General features: G+C 54.3%; 2 protein-coding genes. Both read left to right on the plus strand.

Features of this window, described 5'->3' with window-relative positions; translation table 11 throughout:
• Positions 1-1,052 (plus strand): AarF/ABC1/UbiB kinase family protein (locus C5B91_RS20895; RefSeq protein ID WP_119713007.1); only part of this gene is annotated, 1,052 nt, incomplete at its 5' end.
• Positions 1,053-1,124: 72 nt separating this feature from the next.
• Entirely contained in the window at positions 1,125-1,853 is a 729-nt protein-coding gene (locus C5B91_RS20900; RefSeq protein WP_115819507.1) for an SDR family NAD(P)-dependent oxidoreductase, read from the plus strand.
• The last annotated feature ends 22 nt before the right edge of the window (positions 1,854-1,875 follow it).

The following is a 1,875-nucleotide window of genomic DNA, read 5'->3' on the forward strand; positions in this document are numbered from 1 at the left end:
ACATGGCGGACGACTTTGAGCGCATCATTCTGGAGGAACTGGACTTCGAGCGAGAGGCCCAGATGATGGAGGAGATTCGGGAAAATTTCGCTGCCGACGAGAATGAGACCGTTACGATCCCACGCGTGTTTCGTGACGTCTGCTCCGAACGTGTCCTCACCATGGAGTACGCCGAGGGAACGAAGGTTACTGACCTCGAGGAACTCGAAGCGAAGGGCTACGATCCGGAGAACGTCGCTCGACGAGTGGCGAATGCCTACTTCACGATGGGACTCGATCACGGTGTGTACCACGGCGATCCCCATCCTGGAAATCTCGCTGTCGACGATGATGGCCGCATCGTCTTCTATGACTTCGGGATGAGCGGTCGGTTCACGCCAGCGATGCAAGCGAGCGTGATCAACCTCTATCTGGCCGCTGTCAATCGGGATGTCGGATCCATCATCGACGAACTTGTCGCCCTTGGTGCACTCGATCCCGACGCCGACAGGGCCGCCGTCGGCCACGTTCTCGAGTTAGTTATCGATGACCTCGAAGGAGGTGGTGATGTGAACTGGCAGCAGATAATCGACGTGGTCGTCGGAATGCTCCGAGAGTTTCCGTTTCGTATCCCGCCAGACGTGATGTTAGTCATTCGGGTGGGATCGATCGGTGAAGGTGTTCTCAGACAGCTCGATCCTGAGTTCAATATCCTCGCAGCTGCGCAGGCGTTCCTCCGTGATCACGGCTTCCTCCAGCGAGCAGCCCGGATAAAACTCGCCGAAGCTCAGTCCGACATCGAAACCTCCCTCTGGGCCCTTCTCCGGCTACCCACGAAATTGGATCGTGAACTGGACGCACGAGAACAGGAACGCACAGTGATACCTCAGGAGATCGCACAGAGCCAACGACGGCAGACTCGTTCGATCGGGTACGCCATCCTCGCAGGAGGAACATTTGTAGCGAGTGGTCTCGCATTATCCGTAAGTCAGATCTCTGCTACTGTTGGGATCGTCGTCGCACTCGGCTTCACCATTTTATTCATTCATTCATCAAGGCAACAGCGCCGATAACTGGTATCTCGAATATGGGGTACCTTCACGACGCCTCAAACTATTTTATGGCGTCTATGCGAAGTACCTGATATGCTCAAAGATAAAGTTGCGATCATCACTGGTGGTGCAACTGGGATCGGCAAAGCAATTGCTTCGAAGTACATTGATTACGGAGCCGAAGTCGTTATCGCAGGTCGCACGGAAGAAACCGGCCGAGAGACTGCCGAAGATCTCGACTGTGAATTCCATCAATGTGATGTCACGGAGTATGACCAGGTAGAGACCCTCGTCAACAGTACGGTTGACGAATACGGACAGCTTGACGCAATCGTAAACAACGCTGGAATTGGCCAAGTAGGGTCCATCGAAGAAATGTCGATCGAAGAGTGGGATACGGTCATTCAAATTAATCTCACGGGGGTTATGTACGGCTCGCGGGCGGCGATCCCGTATCTCAAAGACAGTGAGGGGTGTATCATTAACGTCGCGTCGATTTATGGCCTCGTTGGTGGTCCTGGGTCACCTGCCTATTCGGCAGCAAAAGGTGGTGTCGTGAATTTCACACGAGAGCTCGCCATTGACTACGCCACAGAAGGGGTACGTGTCAATAGTATCTGCCCTGGATTCGTTGAAACGCCGATGACAGACGACTACCTCAACCAGGAACAGTTCTACGAGTTCGTCCGAGACGAGACACCCATGCAGCGAGTGGCTGAACCCGAGGAGATCGGCGGCATTGCGATGTTTCTCGCCTCTGATGAGGCGACGTACATCACAGGCACAAACATTCCTGTCGACGGAGGCTGGACTGCCCACTAGTAACTACGGTCGCACATTCACC

It is taken from the genome of Haloferax sp. Atlit-10N (assembly GCF_003586325.1).
GTDB classification, from domain to species: domain Archaea; phylum Halobacteriota; class Halobacteria; order Halobacteriales; family Haloferacaceae; genus Haloferax; species Haloferax prahovense.